Source organism: Ghiorsea bivora, assembly GCF_000744415.1.
Taxonomy (GTDB): Bacteria; Pseudomonadota; Zetaproteobacteria; order Mariprofundales; family Mariprofundaceae; genus Ghiorsea; species Ghiorsea bivora.
This window is the reverse complement of record NZ_JQLW01000007.1, coordinates 15,534-36,558: the sequence shown is the minus strand read 5'-3', so window position 1 is coordinate 36,558 and position 21,025 is coordinate 15,534. Positions and strand designations below refer to the sequence as shown.

21 protein-coding genes, 1 tRNA gene and 1 other RNA gene are annotated in these 21,025 nt (G+C 41.4%); 13 read left to right on the top strand and 10 right to left on the bottom strand.

The features are described from left to right. The first annotated feature begins 258 nt into the window (after positions 1–258). From DM09_RS04575 to DM09_RS11780, 6 genes are all read left to right on the top strand, one after another. Positions 259–1,452, top strand: coding sequence for a lytic transglycosylase domain-containing protein (locus DM09_RS04575; RefSeq protein WP_051938151.1), 1,194 nt, complete (start codon positions 259–261; stop codon positions 1,450–1,452). After that, on the top strand, positions 1,422–3,092 hold the full coding sequence (locus DM09_RS04570) for a peptide-binding protein (RefSeq protein ID WP_038248013.1): 1,671 nt from the start codon (positions 1,422–1,424) through the stop codon (positions 3,090–3,092). Before DM09_RS04575 ends, DM09_RS04570 begins: the two co-directional genes overlap by 31 nt. 8 nt (positions 3,093–3,100) lie before the next feature. Beyond that, on the top strand, positions 3,101–4,435 hold the full coding sequence (xseA, locus tag DM09_RS11055; protein WP_051938149.1) for an exodeoxyribonuclease VII large subunit: 1,335 nt from the start codon (positions 3,101–3,103) through the stop codon (positions 4,433–4,435). Next, positions 4,432–5,262: a M23 family metallopeptidase gene (locus DM09_RS04560; protein ID WP_038248011.1), complete on the top strand. Its 831-nt coding sequence runs from the start codon at positions 4,432–4,434 to the stop codon at positions 5,260–5,262. Before xseA ends, DM09_RS04560 begins: the two co-directional genes overlap by 4 nt. A gap of 91 nt (positions 5,263–5,353) precedes the next feature. Continuing rightward, positions 5,354–5,749 (top strand): response regulator, encoded by a 396-nt coding sequence (locus DM09_RS04555; protein ID WP_038248009.1) that lies wholly within the window; start codon positions 5,354–5,356, stop codon positions 5,747–5,749. Beyond that, positions 5,750–6,265 carry an SPOR domain-containing protein gene (locus DM09_RS11780; RefSeq protein ID WP_081881093.1) on the top strand — a complete coding sequence of 172 codons (516 nt, stop codon included), beginning with the start codon at positions 5,750–5,752 and terminating at the stop codon, positions 6,263–6,265. 15 nt (positions 6,266–6,280) lie between these two features. Here the strand turns inward: DM09_RS11780 and ffs are convergent. Together ffs and DM09_RS04545 are read right to left on the bottom strand one after the other, a co-directional pair. Continuing rightward, positions 6,281–6,378: signal recognition particle sRNA small type (gene ffs / locus DM09_RS11335), an RNA gene on the bottom strand. Positions 6,379–6,467: 89 nt separating this feature from the next. Beyond that, positions 6,468–6,555 (bottom strand) — tRNA-Ser (locus tag DM09_RS04545). Positions 6,556–6,702: 147 nt separating this feature from the next. On the opposite strand from DM09_RS04545, the gene DM09_RS04540 reads away from it, so the two are divergent. The 7 genes from DM09_RS04540 (at position 6,703) to DM09_RS04510 (ending at position 14,160) form a co-directional block, all read left to right on the top strand. Beyond that, the gene (locus DM09_RS04540) at positions 6,703–7,359 is read left to right on the top strand and encodes an adenylate/guanylate cyclase domain-containing protein (RefSeq protein WP_051938147.1); all 657 of its coding nucleotides are present in this window, start codon (positions 6,703–6,705) and stop codon (positions 7,357–7,359) included. A gap of 5 nt (positions 7,360–7,364) precedes the next feature. After that, the gene (locus DM09_RS04535) at positions 7,365–8,195 is read left to right on the top strand and encodes a YihY family inner membrane protein (protein WP_081881092.1); all 831 of its coding nucleotides are present in this window, start codon (positions 7,365–7,367) and stop codon (positions 8,193–8,195) included. A gap of 20 nt (positions 8,196–8,215) precedes the next feature. Beyond that, positions 8,216–9,346, top strand: a complete 1,131-nt coding sequence (locus DM09_RS04530) for a THUMP domain-containing class I SAM-dependent RNA methyltransferase (RefSeq protein WP_051938146.1) — start codon at positions 8,216–8,218, stop codon at positions 9,344–9,346. Positions 9,347–9,366: 20 nt separating this feature from the next. Continuing rightward, positions 9,367–11,208, top strand: a complete 1,842-nt coding sequence (locus DM09_RS04525; RefSeq protein ID WP_038248000.1) for an O-antigen ligase family protein — start codon at positions 9,367–9,369, stop codon at positions 11,206–11,208. Between the two features lie 86 nt (positions 11,209–11,294). After that, on the top strand, positions 11,295–11,915 hold the full coding sequence (locus tag DM09_RS04520) for an OmpA family protein (RefSeq protein WP_051938145.1): 621 nt from the start codon (positions 11,295–11,297) through the stop codon (positions 11,913–11,915). A 5-nt stretch (positions 11,916–11,920) separates the two neighbouring features. Beyond that, positions 11,921–13,189, top strand: coding sequence for an O-antigen ligase family protein (locus DM09_RS04515; protein WP_038247999.1), 1,269 nt, complete (start codon positions 11,921–11,923; stop codon positions 13,187–13,189). After that, positions 13,186–14,160, top strand: a complete 975-nt coding sequence (locus DM09_RS04510) for a glycosyltransferase family 9 protein (protein ID WP_038247998.1) — start codon at positions 13,186–13,188, stop codon at positions 14,158–14,160. Before DM09_RS04515 ends, DM09_RS04510 begins: the two co-directional genes overlap by 4 nt. On the opposite strand, the gene DM09_RS04505 is transcribed toward DM09_RS04510, so the two are convergent. From DM09_RS04505 to DM09_RS04470, 8 genes are read right to left on the bottom strand one after another with little or no spacing between them, the layout of a single operon-like run. Continuing rightward, a complete protein-coding gene (locus DM09_RS04505; RefSeq protein WP_038247997.1) occupies positions 14,150–14,899 on the bottom strand; it encodes a glycosyltransferase family 2 protein in 750 nt (249 codons plus the stop codon). The genes DM09_RS04510 and DM09_RS04505 overlap by 11 nt on opposite strands. Next, the gene (locus tag DM09_RS04500; protein ID WP_038247995.1) at positions 14,892–15,992 is read right to left on the bottom strand and encodes a glycosyltransferase family 4 protein; all 1,101 of its coding nucleotides are present in this window, start codon (positions 15,990–15,992) and stop codon (positions 14,892–14,894) included. The genes DM09_RS04505 and DM09_RS04500 overlap by 8 nt, the downstream gene beginning before the upstream one ends. Further along, positions 15,989–16,534: a hypothetical protein gene (locus DM09_RS04495; RefSeq protein ID WP_038247993.1), complete on the bottom strand. Its 546-nt coding sequence runs from the start codon at positions 16,532–16,534 to the stop codon at positions 15,989–15,991. Before DM09_RS04495 ends, DM09_RS04500 begins: the two co-directional genes overlap by 4 nt. Further along, positions 16,531–17,691: a sialidase family protein gene (locus tag DM09_RS04490; protein WP_038247991.1), complete on the bottom strand. Its 1,161-nt coding sequence runs from the start codon at positions 17,689–17,691 to the stop codon at positions 16,531–16,533. The genes DM09_RS04495 and DM09_RS04490 overlap by 4 nt, the downstream gene beginning before the upstream one ends. Positions 17,692–17,730: 39 nt before the next feature. Beyond that, positions 17,731–18,306 carry a methyltransferase family protein gene (locus DM09_RS04485; protein ID WP_038247989.1) on the bottom strand — a complete coding sequence of 192 codons (576 nt, stop codon included), beginning with the start codon at positions 18,304–18,306 and terminating at the stop codon, positions 17,731–17,733. Continuing rightward, complete coding sequence (locus DM09_RS04480) at positions 18,303–19,046, bottom strand: DUF3108 domain-containing protein (RefSeq protein ID WP_051938144.1); 744 nt, start codon at positions 19,044–19,046, stop codon at positions 18,303–18,305. The genes DM09_RS04485 and DM09_RS04480 overlap by 4 nt, the downstream gene beginning before the upstream one ends. Positions 19,047–19,057: 11 nt before the next feature. Next, a complete protein-coding gene (waaC, locus tag DM09_RS04475; RefSeq protein ID WP_038247988.1) occupies positions 19,058–20,074 on the bottom strand; it encodes a lipopolysaccharide heptosyltransferase I in 1,017 nt (338 codons plus the stop codon). Continuing rightward, positions 20,071–20,997, bottom strand: coding sequence for a family 16 glycosylhydrolase (locus DM09_RS04470; protein WP_081881090.1), 927 nt, complete (start codon positions 20,995–20,997; stop codon positions 20,071–20,073). The genes waaC and DM09_RS04470 overlap by 4 nt, the downstream gene beginning before the upstream one ends. Positions 20,998–21,025 lie beyond the last annotated feature (28 nt).

The following is a 21,025-nucleotide window of genomic DNA, read 5'->3' as shown; positions in this document are numbered from 1 at the left end:
AACCCTCCCATAGGTATCCTCATTAGATCGGGGTATACGATAATAAGGCATGGCTAGAATATCAAGGGAATCCCACCTCTTCCACTCAAAGCAAAAATAGATAGGTTGCGCCCCGTGCATCTTTTAACTTATTTCAATTCTACGCCAAAGCTGGCTCTAGCAACGTTTAGCGTCTGTTTCTTCGCACTTGTTGGTTGCGCCACAAAGAATCTACCGCATGCAACAACGCCACCACCAGTCCAAGAAACCAAGGTGACCGTGCCTGAAAAGCATACATCCCCCCCTCAAACTCAAGAAAAGAAAACTGTCGTCATACCAGCACCCTCTATTTTTTTGCAAGATCTTTCTCCTGCAGACATCGAACAAGTTAAAGCCGAAGCCAAACGTACACTATCACCTATTTGGCAACATATTGATGAACGCGCTCACCGCGTACGCTTTCGTGTAATTCAAGTATTAGATGAACTCCATGCGCCTCGCGAGCTTTTATATATTCCTGTAGCTGAATCCGGTTATAACCCCTATGCTTTATCTCCTGCAGGTGCTTTTGGTTTGTGGCAACTTATGCCTAAAACAGCAAAAGAATTGGGCGCACGTGATAAAAACGGACTTGATGGGCGTAGGCATATTGAATCCAGTACAAAAGCCGCCGCCACCTACCTTTTATCGCTTTATGAGCGATTTAACAGCTGGCCACTTGCGATTTGCGCTTATAATTTAGGGCCTTGGGGCGTACAACGCAGGCTAAACAAAAAGCCATGGTCACCAGCTATGGGGCTAGATGCCTTGCCTTTCCCTGGAGAAACCAAACATTATGTAAAACAAATCTTGGGCATGATTGCCTTAGAACAAGACGGGGAGCTACAATTTTCAGAAGCCTTAGCAACCCAAGACATACATATTCCTGCCCCCATTGACTTAAATCAAATGGAAAAAGTTTCGGGCTTAGCCAAATATGAAATCTTTCGTTTAAACCCCGCTTTTGATTATCAGCATTATATCCACCACGATGTTGTGGTTCACCTGCCCAAAGAAAATGCTGTTCGCCTTGAGCAGGCACTGCTCAACAACCCTAATATCTTCAAACCCAAATATATTACCATTAAAATTAAGTCAGGAGACTCGTTGTGGAAGCTAGCCAAAAGATACCACACCAGCATCAAACAGCTTCAACAGCTCAACCCTAAACTTAAAGGTGTACTGTCTATAGGTAAATCAATGACAGTGCCTGCATCTGGAAATATTTTTGCATCATCAAGCAAAGCCAACCCGCTGCTCGCCAAAGGTAGACGTATTCGTTACAAGGTTCGCAGTGGTGACTCGCTATGGACCATTGCCAAAAAGTTTGGCACATCCACCCGTGCTATCACCCGCATCAACCAAATGTCTGCCAACCAATTGTTACGCCCTGGAGATAGATTATGGATTGTCGCTCGATATCGACCAAGTTAATTATCATTGTTGTTTTGTTTGCTTTCACAGCGTGTAGCAACGAAAAAACAACAAATACTTCACAAACTACACCGACTGAGGCTGAACCAACAAGTTATCAGCCTGCACATGGTGGCCGCCTTATTGATGCTAGCATTGGCGATGCGACTAATCTTATTCCTATGATAGCCAGTGATGCCTCCAGCCATGACATTGCAGGTCAGTTGTATTTGCCGCTGCTTAAATACGATAAAAATCTTAATCTTGTTGGTCAGCTTGCGGAATCATGGGAAATTTCAGAAGATAAGCTCAGTATTATTTTCAAGCTTAAGCCCAATCTCAAATGGAGTGATGGTGAACCGCTCACCAGTGATGATTTGGTCTTCACACTTCAACTGATTCAAGATGATAAAACACAAAGCCCGTACAAATCAGACTATATGAAAGTAATATCTGCCAAAGCCATCGATCAACGTACATTTGAAGTCCGTTACAAAGAAATATTTTCCCCCGCACTTGCCACTTGGGCTTCATTGGCCATTTTGCCCAAACATGTATTTAAAGATGTAAACATTATGGACACCGATTTATCGCGCCACCCCAAAGCCAGTATTGGCCCCTACTTTCTTAAAGATTGGCAAACCCAACAAAGTATTACCATGACTGCCAACCCTAACTATTTTGCTGGTGATGTATGGATTGATGAACGTATCACTCGCATTATCCCCGACCCTGCCACCCAATTCTTGGAGTTAAGCGCAGGTAAGATTGATATGGCAAACTTAACGCCTACCCAATACACAAGGCTATTTGATAACAACCAACGCCTAAAACATGAATACAACCGTTATAAATACCTTGGTTTTTCTTATACATACCTTGGTTTCAATCTCACCCGAAAACCATTTGACGATGTTCGCGTGCGCCAAGCTTTAGCCTATGCCATTGACCGCCAAGAATTGGTAGATGGTGTATTGCTTGGTTTGGGTGAAGTATTGGCAACGCCCTACAAACCAGGTACACGCTGGGTCAATCAAAGCATTAAACCACGCCCATTTTCATTGCAGCACGCACAAACCTTGCTCACAGAAGCAGGCTGGACAAAAAAAGAAGGCCAAGATTATGTCAGCAAAAATGGCAAGCCTTTGTCGTTCACCATTCTTACCAACAATGGCAACAAAAAACGCGCAGACACGGCAACCATTATCCAACAACGCCTAAAAAGCATTGGTATTCAGGTAAACATTCGTTTGGTGGAATGGTCAGCATTTATTGAAAACTTTATCAATAAACGCGATTTTGATGCGGTCATTCTTGGTTGGTCGCTCTCTCCAGACCCTGACCAGTTCAATATCTGGCACTCCAGCCAAACGGGAGAACGTCAATTTAACTTTTTAAGCTACAGCAACCCCAAAGTCGATGAAGCTTTGGAGCAAGCAAGATTAACCTTTGATTTGGATCAACAAAAACAATGGTATGACATCATGCAGCAAGAAATTCATAACGATGTGCCTGTTGTGTTCTTATATGCAGGTTATTCATTACCTGCCATCCACAAACGTATTCAAGGTATAGAGGTTGCCCCTGCTGGCATTGGACATAACAGTGAGTTTTGGTATATTCCTAAACTGCTACAAAAAACCAGCATCACCGCTGAGTGAGCTTAAACATGAGTCAAATATTCACAGTTACCGAGCTTACAGCACGCATCAAACAAGTCTTGGAGCAAGGTTTTTCTCGTGTTGAAGTCACAGGTGAAATTTCACGATTGACCCAACCTTCGTCAGGACATTTATACTTCACCATTAAAGACAGTCATGCCGCCATTTCCGCTGTGGTTTGGCGCACTGCCGCCGCCCGCTTAAAAACCCGCCCCAAAGAAGGTCAAGCCTATGTATTTACAGGGCATTTAAGCTTGTATGAACCCAGAGGAAGTTATCAGCTTGTTGTCACAGACATCACACCGGTGGGTGCTGGTCGTTTGGCAGAAGAATTTGAACGGCGCAAAACTTTGTTTGCAGAACGCGGTTGGTTTGACGCCAGTCATAAAAAAGACATTCCAGCATTTCCCAAACATATAGGCATTGTCACTTCGCAAACGGCTGCTGCCTTTGAAGATGTGAAAAAAGTGCTCCATACTCGACCTGCATGGCTAAACATCACCCTATCACCTGCCATTGTACAAGGAGAAAGCGCTCCGCAAAGTATTGCTCAAGCTATGCAAAGATTACATCACCTCGCGGACAAACCTGATGTCATACTGTTGGTGCGTGGTGGCGGTAGTATGGAAGATTTGTGGTGTTTTAACGATGAGCGTGTAGTACAAGCTGTTGTTGATGCCGACATCCCCATTATTTCAGGCATTGGACATGAAATTGATACCACACTTGCCGACCTTGCAGCCGATATTCGTGCGGCAACACCATCCAATGCCGCAGAATTGGTTTGCCCAGGCACGGAAACACTGCGTCCGCAAGTACAACGCGCACAACACCGATTGCGACAAGCCATCAACAGCTACAAAGACGGTAAACACTGGACGTTAGAGCGTTATACCAATCAATTACACAACTATTACCGTCAAGGTTTACAACAAAAACGCTATCAAATTCGCCAACTACACACACGACTGCACCAGCATGAGCCCAACCAAGCCCTGCGTAACCAAACCCAGCAGTTTTACAACCTTAAACAACGTTTATTTGCGGCTGCACAACGCATTCCACCTCAACTTCGGCAACATCTTGCAGAGCAACAGCATTTATTACGTTTAGCATACCAAAACACCGAACAAACACATCGACAACAATGGCAAAAACGACACGAACAGTTGCTTGCCATGAACCCCAAACATGTACTTAAACGCGGTTATGCCATCACCACGGACAAGCAAGGTCACATCATCACAGCAGCCAAAAAACTGCAAGCCGGTGAAAATATATCACTGCACTTCCATGATGGTGTTGTAACAAGTACAATCAACAAGGTCATAAGGACAACATGAATATTTTTATTTTCACACTTCTATTGATGTTTACTGCCCCAGCTTGGGCTACAACTTACCAAGCCAAGCAAGGCGATGTATTGCGGATCCCTGCTCCTATCCAAGGAAGTAACCTACACGTACAGGCTTTTAATAAGAGCTGGCCAATTTATCAAAAAAATGGGCAATATATTGCCTGGATTGGCATCCACCTCAACACCAAACCTTCAACCTATGATATCCAATGGACATCAGGCAACTCGGCTTCTGTTAACCAAGTTTTAGATAAAATAGAAGTACAAAAAGGTGAATTTAGAATTTCGCATATCACGGTCAAAAAAAAGATGTCTTCTTTTGATAAAAAAGCCATTCAACGCATACGTGCTGATCAAGCAGCCATTAAAAAGGCATATAAAACACCGGTAAACATTCACAACAGCTGGCCAGCCATGATTTGGCCTGTAGAAGGTATTATTTCTACGCCTTTTGCAGCCCAACGTTATGTCAACGGTCATGCCCGTTCACCACACTCAGGCTTGGATATTGCCGCTCCTTTAGGCACACCTGTCAAAGCACCACTGGCAGGTAAAGTATTACTTGTTTCCAACATGTTTTTAAATGGAACTTTAGTTGCTATTGGTCATGGTGATGGGCTAACAACAGTTTATGCTCACCTCAACAAAGCTTTGGTCAAGTCAGGCGACATCGTACAACAAGGTGATGTGTTTGCTAAAGTGGGTAGCACTGGACGCTCCACGGGGCCGCACCTACACTGGGGAGTACACTTTTCTGGGGCTAAAGTTAACCCCAAAAGCATGTTAACTTTAAATAACATTCTCCAACCATGAAACAATAGCGTTTTCCCATTAAGCCTTGATAGATAAATCAGCATGCGTTAAGCTACTGCTTACGAAGTAGATGATGAGGTATTGGGGAACTATGAGTAAAGCATTGAAATTTTTAGTAATTGATGATGATGATACCGTACAAAGCATTGTTGCTGCTTTCATCAACCGCTACTTGGAAGAAAAAAACTTAACGGGTACAATCAAACGTGTCACAGACCCTGTACAAGGATTATTTGTACTGAACACACATGGTAATGAGTATGATGCTATCCTCTTGGATGTTCGACTGCCCAAACTAACAGGTGATGAAATTTACAATAGTCTTATTTCATTAGAACAAGACTTTATCAATCGTATCATGTTTGTCACAGGTTATGCCAATGATTTAGTTGCCCGTTTTCCAGATTTAGAGCTGAACATTTTAAACAAACCTTTCCGCTACCAAGATTTATCAGCACGTATCGATGAGCTGCTTAAATTAGACTAAGTGCCACCTGTCACAAAAAAAAACTTACTCACCAGTGCTGCTGAGCTCAAGTTCTTTATTGTTCTCGCTATAATCGCAACAATAGTTGTATGCGCAACAGTTGTTTGGACTATTTTTTTCTCAAAACCCATAAAAAACAGCTCATCCATTACACTTAACCAAAGCGTGTCCATCACTGAAAAGCCAAAAGGTTTACAACAGTCTCCCAAGCATATATTACGCACAAAAAACACAGAAGTTTCACACAGCAACAAAGCAATAATATCCAGTAACAACAAGATTATTATCGGTAAAGGTAAGTTTTATGTGCAAGTAGGTGCCTTTAAAGAAGTGGTGCGAGCCAGAACAACCTATGAAAAAATGCGAAAAACATATAAACGTGCGCAAATTATGCCTAAATCAGGTTTTTATGCCATATGGGTTGGCCCTGTTCGCAACAAACGAGAAGCTAAAATTCTACAAAAACAAATTTTAAAACACTATAAAATCAAAGGTTTCATCACTTCTGAAAAGTGAAAAAAAAGATGCCACCTGAGCTGGACTGATTCGCAACGCGACAATACTTCGCTGCCGCTGCTTCCTTCCGGACCTGACGGGGTTCACAAAGATTATCCGTGCGAGGCCCAACCCAGATGACAACTGGTGTCATTGCCTGCAATAGTTACCGCTAGCAATGAAAACTGGTTTATCATTCATCTAAAAACAATACACTAATCTATGGCGGAGAGAGAGGGATTCGAACCCTCGGTACATTGCTGTACACACGCTTTCCAAGCGTGCTCATTCGGCCACTCTGACATCTCTCCATCAGTGTATCATTATATCTTTGCGGCACTGTAGCGTCTCTTAGCGTAGTATCAAGTTTTCAGATAAAACCGCGATAGCGTTAAGGGCTTTACTTTACTTACCAGTATTGCGTAGACTGCTCACTAGATATTTGGAGAACACCCACCATGCAAACAGCTGATGCTAAAAACATTCCCTTTGCCTCCCTTTCAACATTTTTACCCAAAGAAACGGTTCAAATGTTACGAACGCATACTGGCAACTTACCGCAAGACCTCGCCTTTGAAGAAAAAATGACCATTTTATTCAGTGACATGCGTGGTTTCACTGCTTTAAGTGAGCAATATGAACCTCGCGATGTTTATCAAACAATTAATGCCAGCCTCGCTCTACAAACTAAAATTATTCATGAGTTTGGTGGTAGTATTAATAAGTTCTTAGGTGATGGTGTGCTGGCTTGTTTCTCTGGTGAGAATCGAAGTAACCGCGCTTTTAAGTGTGTACAAAAACTATTATTTGCCTTAGAAGAATTGGATAAAAACCCTGATTATTTACCATGTCATGTCGGCTTTGGTTTAAATGATGGTCTCGTCTTGTTTGGTTTAATGGGTGATGATACAAGGCGCGAATTTACTGTGATTGGTGACACAGTGAATACCGCCGCTCGTTTATGTGGTATCGCAGAGCCATTTAAAGCTCTGATGACAGAAAATTTTGTTGACAACATCACCGATGATGGTGTCAAAAAAGAATATGCCTTTGTCGAAAAAGCTCTTTTTAAAGGTAAACGGGATGCGATTCGTGTATATGCCATCTGCGTTTAATAACTATGCATAAAAGCTTGTTATTTTACTTGCAGGTTTTGACACGCAGCTATCAACACTTCTTACACACACAAAGCACACAGTTTTCAGCATCCTTAAGTTACTCAACCCTTCTGGCAATTGTCCCTCTAACAGTATTCCTAGTTTACCTTTCTTTACAAATAGAAATGTTCTCAGACTTGTTTGCACAAGCCAAAGCGCAAATTTTAACCCAACTATTACCCACAAGCCGAGTATCAATTGAAACATATTTAACACAGGCATCACAAAATATCACATCTTTTTCATACCTTTCCCTATGTATCATTTTCCTATCTGTTTTATGGTTATCGCTAGGTATAGAAAAAGCCTTTAACCATATTTGGCAAGTAAAAACACCCCGCCACCTACTGCTTCGCCTACCCGCGCATATCACTCTTTGGCTTTTTGCACCTTTCTTTATCATGATGTCTATCATGATTAGCACTTGGCTTACATCACTACCCTACCTCAGCAGCTTCCACCATCAGGTTCCAATATTTTCCTATATCATGCCTTGGGCAACCGCATCCTTTGCCTTATTTTTATTGTATTTCTTTGTACCAAACACCCAAGTACACGCAAAATATGCTTTTATTTCAGCCATGTTCATTGCTGCACTCTTCGAGCTGAGCAAATGGTTGTTTGCCTTATATATCACCAAGGTAGCCATGTATGAGAAAATATATGGTGCGCTAGCAGCCCTACCCATTTTTATGCTTTGGTTATATATTTTATGGCTTATCGTGCTCTGGGGCGTCTCATTAAATATTACACTTCAAACAAGATATCAATCCCAACGAGGACATACTGAATAATCTTCGCTATGATGCGAAGCATGGCACAACAACATCATTTTTTCGCAATCATATTACCAGGTCTTGAACGCATCGCTGCACGCGAACTTAAAGACCTCTCCGCACACAATATTAACATTGAATACGGCGGCATTAGCTTTACAGGAACCATGCAACTACTGCATCGTATTAACATCAGAAGTCGTGTTATCACACGTGTTTTGATGCGCCTACGCACCTTTCGCAGTATGACATTAGAAGGGTTAAAGTATGACCTTGAAAAAGTAGCTTGGCATTTGTTTTTAGATGAACAGAGTCAACTTGAAGTTGAAGTTCATACCCACCGCTCGCGTCTTAACCATTCCGATGAAATTGCGGACTTTGCCAAACAAACCATTCACCGATTGATGCCTAAAATAGGGTCAAACAACGCTGACACAAACAAAAAACACAGCCAAACACTGCATATCCGTCTTGATAACAACCGTGGAACATTAAGCTTAGACACATCGGGTGAACGCCTTGACCGCCGTGGTTACCGCTTAGAATCGGGTAAAGCACCGATTCGCGAAACACTTGCAGCAGCTATTTTGCAATGGGCGCAATGGCAACCAGAGCAAACATTGCTTACACCCATGTGTGGCTCAGGAACCTTTGCCATTGAAGCAGCAATGATTGCCACGCAACGCGCACCCAACCTCAACCACGATTTCTCATGTCTACACTGGCCCTCATTTAAAGAAAAAGATTTTTCTAAGGTCGCCGAACGATGCCAACAGATGGTAAAAGATATACAGCCCCATATTTTTGCTTCTGATATCAATGAAAGTGCCATCAATATTACAATGAACAATGCTAAACGCATGCAACTTGATGGACTTATCACAACCAGCATAATGGATATCCATCAGCTACAAAAACCAGAAACAAGCAACGGTGGTTTACTACCACTCAACCCTCCCTACGGCATGCGCATCGGCGAACAGCAAAAAACCTTATCGCTTTGGCATGATATTGGGCTACGCATACGCGAACAATTTGTAGAAGATGAAACATGGAAAACTGTGATTGTATGCCCTGACATCACACATGAAAAAGCTCTGAACCTTAAAATAAAACGACGCTTGCAGGTCATGCATGGCGGCAATAAAGTCACTATACTTCAAGCTTAATAAGCTGTTCGAGAGGGTATATGCAATATAAAACATCATTTTCGCATTCACCTTGGCTGGTGCTTATTGCACCCCTACTTGCTTTTCCTTTGATGATTAACATCAGGGTATTCCCCTTTGTTGCACCCAATGAAGAACCCAAATGGGCGGTATTAACCCTTTGTTTTCTCTGGATGGGTATTGCAGCAGCTTGGTTGTGGTTCAAACGTCCCTCACCACTGCTTATTCCCAAACCTACGCTTCCTAGCTTGGCACTACTTTTATACACCCTGATTCTTGCTGTTGGTATTTTTATCGGTCCGAACATGACAGAAGGTATGATTCGCTTTGCCTTTTGGTTTTTTTGTATCAGCATTTTACTGCTTAGCATATGGGCAACACGCCACGAACCGCAATGGATGAACCGATTGGTCTGGAGCTTATCCATAGGCTCATTCATTTTTTCAATCCGCTATTGGGAAAGTTATTTCTTAGACTATGGTAAACCCAATTATAATATTCATGTATTATTCTCACCGATTGGGCATGTGAATTTCACGGGTGATGTTCTCATCATCTTGCTGCCCATGTTAATCTGGGTACTTGCAACCCATAACAACGTTATTTTACGTGTGCTCAACTGGTTTTCAGTAACAACACTTGCAACCATTCTATTGGTTGCAAGTTCCCGTGGTGCATTGGGTGGGTTGTTTGTTGCTGTTATGATTATCTTTTTGATATTCATCAAACATTACAAGCACCTTTTGCTATGCAAAAAAGACTATGTGTTACCAAGCTTACTTATTGGCAGCACTTTTATCGCATCATTATTGATTTACAATGCACTACCCTACCATTACAGGGACTTAGCCCGTGTTTCAGCCTCTGCAGGACAAGTCGCGACCGAAGATGGGAAAATTGTTCTTACAGCTCAGGTGTTGCAACCACCTATGGTTGATATGTGGGTAGCTCTATCCCCTCTTTTGGGTGCACGAACATCTATTTTTGCGGCAACAACAGCCATGACACTGGACACCCCAGTTTTAGGTCAAGGTACCGGCAATTTTGCGTGGGTCTACCCCAACTATAGCAACCGCTACCCTGATTTTAGGGACTCATTAAGTAGTGCACGCACTTTTACGACCAACCCACATAATGTCATACTGCAAATTGCTTCACAAAATGGTATACCTGCCATGCTTCTTTTTATGAGCTTATTATTATATTTTTGGTTTCGCTTGCTCAAATCATCTTGGCAGCAGTGGAATCCACAATACATTACAGGGTTAGCAGCTGTCTCAGCCGTACTTTTTGATGCCATGTTTAATCATGTCTTTTTCAATCCTGCCAGCATGTTTGTTTTTGCCCTGCTTGCTGGTACTTGGTTGGGTTTATTACCTGCACAACATCAAAACACATTTCAAATAAAACCTAAGGTATTAAGTATTTTCAGTATCATGACAATTATTTTGCTTTGCATATGGCCAACACGTTGGCTTGTGTCGGAATGGTATGTTGGTCAAGCCATGGCACATGTGCGACAACCAGCACAAGAAATGCAATTTTATCAAAAAGCTTATGTTTGGGACAATGAGAACTTCCGTGCCGTATTTGGCATGGGGCAAGTTGCATATAAACAAAAAAACTATGCACAAAGCGCCAGATATTTTGAAGCGTTCCAAACATTTTATCCCTACAATCCGCCCGCACTGAACATGTTGGGTGCAGCATACATGAGCATGGGTCAATTTGAAAAGGCAGAAGTGGTATTTGAACAAGCCTTAAAAGTCTACCCAGGATTTAAGATGGTTGAACAAAATTTACAGCGTGTGCGAATGATTTTACTGCAACGCAAACGTCAAAAGAACACAGTTCAACCTTAGAAACTAGACAAACGCATGAAGCTGTGTAATTTACTCAAATACAACTATGTTATTATTCACTTAGCAAGACCAACAAGGGGAGCACTATGAAGCAATATATTGGTATCACTATACTCGCAATGTTCATTTTATCTGGTTGCCAAAGCATCAGTGATGAAGAGCTTGAAGCACTTCATGCTCGTGCTGCAAAAGCAGAGCAACTGCAAGCTGAAAACGAAAAACTCAAACAATCCAAAGCATCGTTACAACAGTCTGTTGCCGAGTTAAACAAACAACTTGAACAGGAAGTAACCGCCAAACAAGTATTGATTGAACAAAATGAACAAACAGGTGTCATCAAAGTTACCTTACAACAAGATATCCTATTTTCGAGCGGTTCATTTAAAATTGACCAAGCAGGTGCTGCAGATATTTTGAAAAAAGTCATTGAAAGTATTGATAACAATGATGGAAAAGTCATGTTACGCATTGTTGGGCATACAGATAACCTTCCTGTGGCAAAAAAATGGCGCAATCAATTCTCAGACAACTGGGACTTATCAGCTAGACGTGCTGGTGAAGTTGCTCGCTACCTTACTTGGGGCTTAGGTTTTCCTAGAGAAAATATCACCGTGGCAGGCAGGGCAGATGTTGAACCTGTTGCCAGCAATGATACGCCTGAAGGCAGAGCTAAAAACCGAAGAATTGAACTGTTTATCGAAAAATAATATTGATGACTAAAGTTGACCCAACTGCAATTGGGGTGCCGCCTTTTACCATAAAGGTGGCATCCTTTTTTTTATTTTTCGGCTTATTATTTTTCCCTTTTGCCATCGCTGCTAGCAATTTCTTCTTCGCATGTTTATTGATTACAGCGCTTTTTTATAGAAATATACTCAAACAAGGCTGGCAATTATGCTGGCAGGAATACAAACCCTTAACTATTGCTATTTTATTATTTATTGGCATCACATGCATAGGTACACTATGGAGTGATTTCAATGCTCTAGCTGTGCATAAAATTGGTAAACAGATCAATTGGTTGTTTGTGTTTGTGATTACGGGTCTTGTTTGTTTAAATCCTTCATTACGGGTTCAAGCATTTATTACCATATCGATTGCTTTAACTTTACACCTTATCATTTGTACACTGCAATACTTCGGTATGATTACCATCAATGGTCTAGGCAGCAATGCAGGTGATGCTGCAGGTTTTTTTGGACACTTATCCCTAGGTTTTATTTATGGTATTTGGTCGGGGGCTTTATTGGTCGCAGCAACATCCATGCGCAGACCTTGGCAAATCCTTTGTTATACCTTAGCTACATATGCTGTAATCACAGTATACTTGGCTCAAGGTAGAAGTGGTTATATTACGACCTTTGCCTGTTTAGCGTTGGTCATATTTAAAGTGTTTTTTCCACAAAACTTAAAACCAAAACTCATTATTTTATCAATACTCATTCTAGGTTTAGGGCTTTTTGCTTCCAACTATCAACCTACCCAAGAAAAAATTCAGCGTACCGTTACAGGTGTAAGTTCGTTCTTTGATGGTCATTGGGAAAACGTCGATATGCGCATTAAAATATGGCTGGTAAGCATTCAAATTTGGCAAGACAACCCTTTCTTTGGTGTAGGTACCGCAGGTTATCCCGATGCTGCTAAACAAGCTTTTATTGATCATGACTTATCCTACTTACATCTGACACCAAACGAGAAAAAGGTTTTTTATGGTCACCCACACAATGAATTCCTTTTTGCCTTATCTCGCTGGGGACCTATTGGGTTATTGATTTTAATCTACTTATGCTGGCAATGGGTACGAACAGGCTGGGTTAAAGATTGGCAACACGATACCATGAACGCTTACTTACTTACGGCAAGTGGTATCAGTGTTATTTTGCATGGTCTCACCGAACCAAGCTTAAATACACACTATGAAACTGTGTTTGCCATTCTGGTACTTGGTTTTGGGCTCAGTTCTTCTAAACAAGACCCATGAACATCCTTATTGTTCGCAATGATAAACTTGGTGATTTTATCACTGCCCTACCCGCTTGTTATATTCTCAAACAACATATGCCCGATTGCCATATCACGGTATTAATTTCACCCATCAATCAAAGTATTGCTGAGGCATGCAGTTTTATTGATAATGTATTGCTTGATACAGGCCAAAGCACCACGGCACTTGCCAAAGAACTACAACAAGGTGATTTTGATATTTCTTTCACCTTATTTTCGAACACACGTGTTGCCATAGCCCAATGGCTTGCTCGTATTCCCAAACGTATTGCGCCTGCTACTAAAGTCGCCCAAGTATTTTATAACCAACGTATCATGCAGCGACGTTCTCAAGTTAAAATGCCTGAATTTGCTTATAATATACAATTAATTCAGGCGGCATGTCCAGACATCAGCACCCAATACCCGCAACCTTTGCTGCAGTTTTCTCACCAAGACATACAAACAACCTATCAAACATTTTGTAAAAACTTAAGGGTACAACACCCCGTCATTGCTTTTCACCCAGGGTTTGGTGGTTCATCCGATGCCAATTGGAATATTGAAGAATACATTACGCTTGCTGAATCTATACAAAATTTACCAAATATTGACATCATTTTTACTTTTGGACCTGGTGATGAAGCGTTTCACCAAGCATTTATGGCAAAAAAGGGAGACCTCGCAGCCAAGACCTATACTTCACAAGGCAGCGTTGCTGACTTTTCCAAACTGATTGCATCATTTAAGCTTTTTATCAGCACTTCCACTGGTACATTTCATTTGGCTTCTGCTGTGGGTACACCCACCATGACCTTTTTTGCAGACTCATTATTCGCCTCAGATAAACGCTGGCAGGGTATTGGTGACAAAACTTTACAACACAATTATATGATTCCCCAAGATCCGCAAGAGCGTCAGAAACTCTTTGAAACTGTCCAAAAGGACCTACAACAACTTATTTCCTAGGATGATTTTTCTCATAAAGTTTGAGGTATTTCACTGTTGTACCTAAGCCGTGAAAAAAGGCAATGGTAAAACCTTCAAAACCACAAAAGATACCTTTGCGAAAGAAATAACTTTTAATAAATGCAAACACGCCACGACCTAAACCTGCAAAAATGGAAACATCCTTTTTACCTTGCATATCTTTGGCATAAATCTCCGAATAACTCTGAATTTTTACCAAAAAATCAGCCACACTATCAAAAGAATAATGCTCAATAGGAGCCTGTAATTTTTCCACTTTTAAACCTTTGGTTTGCACTGTCTCATGCACGGGTGCATCAGAAAAGTTGGCTTGACCGCGATGGTATAAACGCACAATATATTCAGGGTACCAACCGCAACATTTGATATGTTTTCCCCGATAATAATTATCCCGCTGCACCTGATAACATACCCCAGCATCCAAGGTTTTATTGCTTAATTCTGCTGCCAGATCTGAGCTAACCACTTCATCAGCATCAAGCGAAAACACCCAATCATGTGTCGCTAGCGTTGCGGCATGTGCTTTGGTTTTACCAAAGCCAAAAAATGCACCTTCAAACACTTTTACATTGTCAAAACCTTTTGCAATTTCCAATGTATTATCTGTGGAACCATTATCATAAATCACCACTTCATCAAATGCGCTCAAAGAGGTAAGGCATTGCGTAAGTTTACGTTCTGCATTTTTGGTAATCATTACCACTGAAATATCAACCATTTACAACCTCCTTAAGTCTGTTTACCAAAGTTTCAATATGCGCCTGCACAGCAAACTTTTCCTGCACCTTGATAAAAGCCTTATCTGCATATGTTTTGGCTTGTTCAGGGTTTAAGTAGAGTGTTTCTAAGGCTTCGAACAAACTTTGGCTATCACATGATTCAAACAACAGTCCTGTTTGTTTATCTTCAATGATTTCAGGCACCCCACCTCGATTGCTACCAATCACAGGCGTACCCACGCTCATGGCTTCAATCAATACCAAACCAAAGGTCTCTTCAATGGTTGCCAAGACCAATACATCACATGCCTGCATCAAACATCTTGGCTCATCCACAAAGCCAAGGAATAACATTTCATCTTGTAAACCTTGTGTTTTAACCCGTTCTTTCAATCCCTGTAAATAACTTTCCTGCATGGGATGCCCCACCACCAATACTTTAAAAGGTAAACCCTTAGTTTTTGCTATGCCTAACGCTTCTAGGAGTAAATCATGTCCTTTGTCCGCATCAATACGCCCTACCAAAGCAATCAAAAAATTTTTGTTTTCAGCATCATACAAAGCTCTTATTTGTGATACTTCTTCATCGCTAAATGGTGAAACACTATCAATACCCAAATAATTCACGGATATCTCAGGACGTACATCATCAGGAATAAAACGTTTTAAATCCAATGCCATGGTTTGGGTAATCGCCATGATATGATCAATATGTTGATATAAAAACCTGTGCAGAACACCATCTTTCATCGCAGGAAACTTCATATGCCGTGTAATCACCAATTTTGGTTTTCGTTTTGAAAAAAGCTTTGCCAACACAGCCAATGTTAAATCTTTATTCCAGTGCAAATGAATGATATCAATACCATTCATATCAATGATACTTGCAAGTTTCTTTGCCGCCAAACAAGGGAAATAGTGAACTTTCTTAACAAGTTCTATGGTATCGCAATGTATCAGTGGTTTTAATTTGGAATTCGGTGCAATCACACTCAATACCTGCATATGAGGCATCAAAGCATTACAAACATCCGCAAAATAAAGCTCTAAACCACCCTTATTGGGTGACAAACACAGTTCTAAAATTTTCATCTTAATAAACGCAGCAAAGCATAAAAGAAAATAAAAGGGTCAAGGAGATAGTCCCAGAGATTCACAGATTGTAAAAGCCCAACATTCCATGCCAATACAGCCAATAATAAAGTCGTCGCAAACACATAATACTGGCGTAAAAACAGCAATAAACTCAAACCTAGTACCATGCCAAGCATATAAACATTGGCATATCCCCAAACATAAGGGTCTAATTGTCCAACACCTAAAGCCAATGGATAAAATACCACACCAAACCCAACTACAGACCACAACATCAGCTTTCTTTCTTTCGTTGCAATCAACTTCTTGTCAAACAGTTTCACATACACGGCTGCAACAAGCAGAACTGTTGTGGTTAAGCTTAAATCGCCAGTTAAACCACGTAACCACCACACAGGGCTATACACAAAAGGATAAACTACAAAAGGTGAAATGATAAATAATGTAGCAACGTTAACTTTAATGCTGGCATCAAGACGCACCAGCCTCACCCATGCTAGGCTCAACCAGTAGAAAAACAGCGTAAGCCCTAATGTCATTGCACGCCTACCTGCTGTACGTCCATCTGTTGCATAACCTGATTTAACCATGCCCGATTAAATTGAACATGTTTAATGTTTTTTCGGTTTGCCGTGTAAAGCAAGTTCCACACACCATCTTTACCTTGTACAATCGCGGGGTATGAAAATGCTTGATGGTTTTTGCCTTGTTCAAACTGATAAACCACTTGCCAAGGTTTCTCCAAGTCGTGAGAAACAGCCAGCGTTAAGTCTTGTCTATGTTTCGGATTATGATTGCCCACCCAAATCCATAAATTTCCATCAACTTTCTCAACAATTTGTGCTGAATTGGGGTTGGGAAGGTCGGTTAATGTAAAATCTGACCAAGTTTTGCCTTCATTTTTACTTTTTAAACGAATCACTTTCCAGTCTTGGGTATGCGAACCTGCCCGCATAAACGCATAAACTTGTCTGTTTTTGCCTTGTACCAATGATGGTTGTATTCCGCCCCCATTGCCATACATTCGTACCTTTTCCATCACTTCACCCTGAGGTGAAACGCGTAACAACTCAGGGAGCTGTGCGGCAAACTCATGGTAGACGGGTAACAACATGCTACCATCTTGCATCGCATACATGGTATTACGAACCAGCGTACTCACATTGATAAATGGCGAAGTAATGAGTTTTTTTGGAGTATTCCAATGTTTGCCTAAGTCATCTGAAAACATCACATTTAAACTACTGCCCGCCCAACCACCATACGATACGGAGACAACATAAAGCCACATGCGCTGATGTTGGTCGATAAAAACCAAAGGATTGCCCAATTTACCAATATAACGTCCTACAGATGCTGCCAATGTTGGTACATCCAAGATTGCAGTAGGCGTTGTCCATACTTGTTGTGTTTGTTTAAAAAAGCTTTGAAAGATACGTACATCTTTTGCACCTTCTCTTGAACCACCAAACCAAAAAGCAACCAAATCACCCGATGGTAATACGGCTGTACTCACACTATGTGTAGAACCTTGTCCTGCATTGGGTATAAGCTGTTCACGATATAAGGGCGTGCTGCTTGTATCTTTAAATATGGGTGACCAAGCAATGCTCGACCACGGCTTTTGCGCTTGCACATGTTGCCAAGCCCCAAATGCGGCAACAAGCCAAAACGTAACAAAAACATATTTTGCCACGTTTGCTAAGCTAGAATTACAAGTCATGCACAGTGATTTTTAAGTATTTTGAAAGTAATAAATAGCATAAAAGATAGATAAACCCACAACCGTTCCAAACCAATGTTTGGGTTCTTTATGCCCAAGCATTAAAGCAAAAGAATACGCTTTTTTTGCTCTATCTTTCCATGGTGTTAAACGTGGGATAAACAAGGGTACATGTTTCGACCATTCAGCATACGACGCTCCAAACAAATCCACCATCCGCTCAGCTTCAATCTTAATCACAACAATATAAATCCAAACAAACAAAACCGCAGCTACCAAAGCAGGAACCAGCTGGTTTGCCATCACACAAAAACCAATAAACATGGTTGTATTAAATACATATAAAGGGTTTCGCGTAAAAGCATAAGGTCCCGTTGTCGCCAAAGCGGCATCTTTATCGATATAACCCAGCGCCCAAGTGCGACCCATTTCACCAAGAATCACAATAATCGAACCAAGGCATAACGATTCTAGCGTTGGCTGGGCAAAGAAGATAATGATAAGTGCTGCAATGCCCGTGAGGCGAGGTCTATGGTGATAAAAGAAATCATCATAAGGGTTCAAAGGTTTGTTTTTGTTTTCAGTCATGTTTTTGAATACTCCGTTAGGCGCACAACAATACGTCCAATCTTAATTTTTGCAGTAATTTTTAATGGAATGCGCCGCGCATCATTGGTCAGCCAAATTTTAATCACACCCACGCTGGTAAACACACCTTCTGTCTTCAACTCTGGCTGAATCACCAAACAATCAATACGTTTACCATCCAAACCTGTAATCTTCTGGTGTTTCAATAGCTTCACAATCACATCGTATTTCTTCTCAGAATCAAATACGGGAATAGAAATCGGCTTATCTTTGGTGGGCGGATGAAGGCGGGTTAAATAAAATGCATCCAACACACTCAGGTGCCCTGCTTTTACATCAAATGTTAAGTTTTTCTCATTGTTCTGGTATTGAACTTTATTTTCGCGCCATAAATATTCGATGCGCTTTTTGGTATGATTACCTTTTTCAAGTTGGTCTGTCCAAAATAAGCTGCTTTGCATCTTATCACCCAAACAAATACCTTCGGACACCAAGGTATCCCGTACTTTTTTAAACATATCAAAAAAGCCATTGGTTCGCGCAAAATTATGTACTTGGTAGCCATTATCTCCGTGCTGCGTTATTTTAACCTCCGCAGTACCTGCATTGATAAACTCCCAACCCACATCATATTTATAATGTTCACCGACAAAAGGAAAACAGTCAGAAGTCGCTGCCCATGTTGGCGTGGAAAACAAAAAAACAATCACAAATGCACAGTACCGACTTAATTTAGACATAAAACACACTCTTACCCTTCTATCAATCTATGCTCAATATTTGTAATACATTGTACAATTGCCTTGGCTTGAATCATGTCCATGCAAATAAAATTATCACAAGTCTTTTGAATACATGGACCACAGTCAGGGTTGGATTCTACATGAAAATCAAGCTTACCATGGGGCGCATTCCGTTCACGTGGTGTCGGCCCCCAAAAACTAATGGTTGGTGTATTTAAAGCTGCTGCTAGGTGTAAAATGCCTGTGTCTGCGGCAATCACAGCAAAACTTTGCTTAAAAAACACACATAATTCAGGTATAGTCAGTCGTTTGGTTAATACATAACCTAGACCTGATGCATTCAGTTGTTTGGCTTTGGCTTCTTCTTTGGCATTTCCCCAACAAAAAACAATTGCATAACCCTTTTCCTTCAAAGCTTGCCCAACTTGCAGCCAAGTTTGGTCTGGCAATTCTTTGGTCGCAAAAGAGCCACCCAAATTAAACACCACCCAAGGTTTCAAATCATCCAATTCAACAGGAAGTTTTGCCTCAAATGACTTATGAATCCGTGGCGGCTGATAAACAATAGGTTTATCCATCTCTTCATCGGACAACCACGGTGACTGCGCCACCCTTCTCACCTGCTGCACGATATTGATTTCATCAGGGTGTGCGGGTGCGGATGTTTCAAACCATGATGCAGGTTTTTCTCGAATCACTTGAGGGTCAAACCCATACACCTTAGAACAAATCAACCGCGCTAAAACAGATGATTTGATTAAACCTTGAAAATCCAAAGCCAAATCAAACTTTTCAGCTCGCAGTTGCTTTACTACACGGCGAACCTCATGCAATGGGTGTCCACCTTTGAGTGCAATCTGATGTACTTTGACTTCAGGCGGCAACACCTCTGTGACAAAAGCAAAGCGGCGATCCACCAGCCAATGCACCTCATCCACTTCAGGACGATTTAACACATCATCCAAGGCAGGAAGCGCATGAATAATGTCCCCAAATGCTGATAATTTTACGATTAAAACTTTCATCTAGCCTTGCACTTGAATAAACCCACCACGAACAAAGCAAAGCTCACCAAGATTTGCCACGACCAAGCTTGCCTTGACCAAATTTGAGTAATACACCCACCAGAAGCCGTATTTACTGATGTATTTGAAGCAGAATTGGACGATGAGTTTACACCCGAAACTGCTGGTACATAATCCACCTTATCCACATAACTATACAATGGTTGCTGATAAACATATATGCCAGACCAAGCGTCCACAGTTTTCGCAGCCCATAAATTGGTAAAGATTCGCATCGTAGATGTTGGCAAAGCCACATTTTTTACTTCATGTTTCACCACCCCATCCACCGACCAAGTAATATGTGTAGCATCCCATGTGATGCTGTAGTTGTGCATAGCCAGCGAAGCATCAAAACCCAAAGGTATCAAGGCTTCGTGCCCACCCACACCCGATACAAAATAATTAAACTGAACTTGGGTTGTATCCTTACCTAAAAACTCAATATCAATTTCATCATGGGGCTGATTATCACTTGCGCCTGTATATAAAAACAATCCCGTAACCACACCCGATGCCTTGGCAACTTTTGCCCGAAATGTTATTTGTCCAGCAGGCAGTAAAACTTGGCTACTATACTCCCCAGCCGCATACGCAGCACCCGAACATAAGGCTGCATTGTTCACACAAGGCATGTTATTCAACGTGAGTCGTAATGTATTAGCATAAATATCAACATGATCAGCCCGCCAGCCCACAGCAAACATTCCCCCATTGCTCCAACCATCAGAAATACGCCAAGTATAAGGGTCAATGCTATTCATTGTATCATGAATAGGCGCAGGTGCTGCCTGAACCTGTCCAAACCAAGAGAAAAATAACAGATATAAAAGAATACATGCTCGCATTGTGCAAAGATTAAACATCCCACTTAAAATAACCATGATTTTTTAATATGTACCCATGCCTTGA